We start from the raw sequence: 4,394 nt of genomic DNA on the forward strand, positions 1-4,394 counted from the left end.
CGGGGAGAGCGGGAGGACGAGGGCGGCCGCGCAGCTGACGCCGATCGAGGAGGCGATCGTAGAAGCAAGGAATCCACGCATGCCCCTGATCTTGAACATAGTCAGACATATATGTCTATTGCGGAACTGACGGTTCGTCGGCTCCCGTTCGTCCGAACCGGTGGCGCCCGCGCTGGGTGCGCGGGCGGGGGCGCGCGTACCCTTGCGCGGGTGAACGCCAGTGATCGCACCCCTGCCGACCTGCTGTCTTCCGCGCTCGCCGCGGATCCCTCACGCCCCTTGGTGACCTTCTACGACGACGCCACGGGCGAGCGGGTCGAACTGTCCGTGGCCACCTTCGCCAATTGGGTGGCCAAGACCGCGAACCTCCTCCAGGGCGACCTCGGCGCCGGGCCCGGCGACCGGGTGGCGCTGCTGCTGCCGGCGCACTGGCAGACCGCCGTGTGGCTGCTGGCGTGCGCTTCGGTCGGGGTGCTGGCGGACGTGGACGGGAACGCGGCGGCGGCCGACGTGGTGGTGAGCGGGCCGGATTCCCTTCAGGCGGCTCGGGCCTGCAAGGGGGAGCGGGTCGCGCTCGCGCTGCGGCCGCTGGGCGGGCGGTTCCCGCAGGTGCCGGACGGCTTCGTCGACTACGCCGTGGAGGCGCCGAGCCAGGGGGACCGGTTCACGGCGTTCGCGCCGGTGGATCCCGAGGAGCCCGCGCTGATCGTGGCCGGGCGGGAGTTCAGCGGGGCGGAGGTCGTGGAGCGGGCGCGGGAGGAGGCGACGGGGCTGGGGCTGACCGGGCCGGGGTCGCGCATCCTGTCCGGGCTGCCCTACGACACCTGGGAGGGCCTCAACGCCGGGCTGTACGGGCCGCTCGCCGTCGGCGGGTCCGTGGTGCTGTGCCGGCACCTTGAGCAGCTGGACGCCGAGGGCCTGGCCCGGCGGATCGAGAGCGAGCGGGTCTCCGTCACCCGGACGGGGCACTAACGCCCGCCCCCGCCTCCCCCAGCGGGTCATGGTCGTAGGAGCCACACGTCCGTACGCCATGAGGGGTGGGCCCGCGCGTGAACGACAGCGTCAGCTCACGTGGTCGAGGCGCCGGGTCGTCGGCCACCGGCAAGGGGCTGGTACGGCGGCGCCGGCGCAGGTGGGTCCGGGCCGGCGGGCTCGGTGTCGCGGTGGTCGTTCTCGCCGCGGTCGGGGTCGGATGGGGCGTCTATCTGAAGCTGGACGGGAACATCACGGCCGACGAGGCCGCCGCCGCCGAGCTCGCCCGGTTCGAGAAGGAGCGGCCCACGTCGCTCGTCAAGGACGCGCAGAACATCCTGGTGATCGGTTCGGACTCGCGCTCCGGGGACGGCAACGCCCGCTACGGGCGCGACTCGGGGACCGAGCGGTCGGACACGACGATCCTGCTGCACCTGTCGGCGGGGCGCCACACGGTCACCGCCGTGTCGCTGCCCCGGGATCTGATGGTGGACGTCCCGGCCTGTCTGCGGCCCGACGGGACTCGCTCCGAGCCGGCCTTCACGATGTTCAACTCCGCGTTCGAGACGGGGGGTTCGGCCTGCACGATCCGGACCGTGGAGCAGCTGACGGACGTGCGGATCGACCATCACGTCGTCGTCGACTTCCACGGGTTCAAGGAGATGGTCGACGCCGTCGACGGGGTGCGGGTGTGCCTGAAGGAGCCCATCGACGACCGCGAGGCCAAGCTGAGGCTGCCCGCAGGGCGGGTGACGCTCGACGGGGAGCAGGCCCTGGGCTATGTGCGGGCGCGCAAGTCACTGGGCGACGGGAGCGACACGGAACGGATGGACCGTCAGCAGCGGTTCCTGGGCGCGCTCGTCAACAAGGTGCGCAGCAACGACGTACTGCTGAATCCGGTGAAGCTGTATCCCGTGCTGGACGCGGCCACCTCGTCGCTGACCACCGACCCGGGCCTGGCGAGCCTGCGGGGCCTGTACGACCTCGTGCGGGGGCTGCGTGACATCCCCACGAAACGGGTGCAATTCCTCACGGTTCCGCGGGAGTCGTATGCGTACGACGCCAACCGGGACCAGCTGGTGGAGCCGGAGGCGCGGAAGCTGTTCGAACGGCTGCGCGCGGACCAGCCGGTGACGGTGGCCCGGTCGACCCCGGGGAATTCCGGCGCAAAGAGCGGCAATTCGGATTCGGCCGAGGGGTCGAACGGCTACGGCGCGTACGGAATCGACGACGGAAAGTCCGGGGTAATGGGGGCGGATGAACCGTCGAACGGGGTTTCCCCCGCACCGACGTTCCGGGGGAACACGGCGGCAGAAGACACCTGCGGGTAAAGGGATTGCCAAATCGTCGCACTTATGTCCGAGAAAAAGGACGAATTGGCCCCCGTCGGGGCGTGGAATTTCTCACCGCCGTCATTGGGTGCCGAACAGGGCGGATAGTGTGAGCGATCCGGTGCCCTCGGCCGTATGGGCTTGTGCACTGTGAGACCGAGACCCGAGCGCCTTGAGGGGGGAAAGGCGCCGCGCCCCGACGGAGGAATCGGACAACCGTGGACGCGACAGGCCGTGGGCGGGCGGACGACATCGATCCCGCAGACCAGTGGGTGCTCAATCCGACCACCGGCGAATACGAACTGCGACTGAGCCCTTCCGCACCGCAGTCGGCGGTACCCGGTCCGCGCAGATCCGCGCCGCGGGACGCGGGGGCCACCGTGCGCAGCCGTACGGTCGCGCCCGACCGGCTGCCCGGCCGTGAGGTCCCGGGTCCGCGCCGGCGCCGTGGCGCGCCCGAGGAGCCGTTGCCCGGGCGGCGCGGACGCCGGCCGGTGAAGAAGAAGGGCAGGGGCAAGAAGATCCTGCTGTGGACCGGCGGGACGATGGCCTTCGTCCTGGTCGGCACGGCCGGCGCCGCCTACCTCTACATCGAGCACCTCAACGGCAACATCACGTCCGTCTCCGACGACGGCGCGAGCACCGGTGGCTTCAGCAAGGGCAAGGCGATCAACATCCTGCTGATCGGCACCGACAAGCGCACCGGCAAGGGCAACGAGAAGTACGGCGACGCGGGCAGCGTCGGACACGCGGACACGACGATCCTGCTGCACGTCTCCAAGGACCGCTCGAACGCGACCGCGCTCAGCATCCCCCGTGACCTGATCACCGACGTCCCGGACTGCCCGACCACCCTGGCCGACGGCACCCAGAAGGTCATCGCCGGCACCAGCGACGTCCGTTTCAACACCAGCCTCGGCCAGGACGACCGTACGCCGAGCTGTGTGGCGCGCACCGTCACGGAGCTGACGGGCATCACGCCCGACAACTTCATGGTCGCCGACTTCAACGCGGTCAAGACGCTCACCACGGCGGTCGGCGGCGTCGACGTGTGCCTGGGCAAGGACATCGACGACCCCAAGTCGCACCTGAACCTGAAGAAGGGCATGCGGCACATCGAGGGCGAGACCGCGCTCGCGTTCGTGCGCACCCGGCACGCCGTCGGCTTCGGCGGCGACCTGAGCCGGATCACGCTGCAGCAGCAGTTCCTCAGCGCCCTGATGCGCAAGCTGAAGTCGAACGACACGCTCACCAACCCGGCGAAGATGATCAAGGTCGCCGAGGCGGGCACCAAGGCGCTGACCGTCGACGACAACCTCAAGAGCATCGGCAAGCTGAAGGACCTCGGTCTGGAACTCGGCAAGCTCAACCCGAAGAACCTGACGTTCACCACCGTGCCGGTCGTCGACAACCCGGCGGAGAAGGTGAAGGCGACCGTCGTCCTCAACCAGACGCCGGCCCAGCAGGTCTTCCAGATGATCAAGGACGACGTGTCGTTCACCGCGGTCAAGGCGCAGCAGAAGAAGGAGGCCGCCGCGGTCGCCGCCCGCCTGAAGGGCCCCAAGTCGGCCGCCTCCGCGGTCCGGGTGCGGATCCTCAACGGCGGTGCCGACGCCGGCAGCGCCCAGGCGGAACTGAACTACCTGCAGAACGAGGCCGGTGTGCTGAAGTCGTCGAACGACGGCAACGCGGACGCCGTGCTGGCGAAGACGACGCTGGAGTACGGTCCGGACCAGGCCGACCAGGCGCGCCGCCTGGCCGACATCATGGGCCTGTCGGGCGCGGCGATGAAGCCGGGCAAGAGCGTGCTCAACGACCAGGGACTGCCGACGATCACACTGACCCTGGGCAAGGACTTCAAGGGGGCCGGGGTGAAGCTGAACGCCTCCTCGGGGACGGCACCGGCGGGGGTCCAGAAGTCCACGGCCGACAAGGTCGAGTGCGCCAAGTGACCTGAGGGGCCTGTCGTGCGTCTAACAGGACGCACGACAGGCCCGTTTCATGGCGCAAGGGTGGGGAGGACGGGGAATGACGCAGAGCAGTGTGCGCGCGGAGGGGACGCGAGGGGGCGTCCGGCGCGGTGCGCAGGAT

3 protein-coding genes are annotated in these 4,394 nt (G+C 69.9%); all 3 read left to right on the forward strand.

Annotated features, from left to right (window positions below; genetic code table 11):
- Positions 1 to 210: 210 nt before the first annotated feature.
- The 3 genes from GRC12_RS42190 (at position 211) to GRC12_RS42200 (ending at position 4,255) form a co-directional block, all read left to right on the forward strand.
- On the forward strand, positions 211 to 972 hold the full coding sequence (locus GRC12_RS42190; RefSeq protein ID WP_208785741.1) for a TIGR03089 family protein: 762 nt from the start codon (positions 211 to 213) through the stop codon (positions 970 to 972).
- A 77-nt stretch (positions 973 to 1,049) separates the two neighbouring features.
- Positions 1,050 to 2,303: an LCP family protein gene (locus GRC12_RS42195; RefSeq protein ID WP_208785742.1), complete on the forward strand. Its 1,254-nt coding sequence runs from the start codon at positions 1,050 to 1,052 to the stop codon at positions 2,301 to 2,303.
- 218 nt (positions 2,304 to 2,521) lie between these two features.
- Entirely contained in the window at positions 2,522 to 4,255 is a 1,734-nt protein-coding gene (locus tag GRC12_RS42200) for an LCP family protein (protein ID WP_208785743.1), read from the forward strand.
- The last annotated feature ends 139 nt before the right edge of the window (positions 4,256 to 4,394 follow it).

This window comes from Streptomyces griseorubiginosus, assembly GCF_017614965.1.
GTDB lineage: Bacteria > Actinomycetota > Actinomycetes > Streptomycetales > Streptomycetaceae > Streptomyces > Streptomyces griseorubiginosus_B.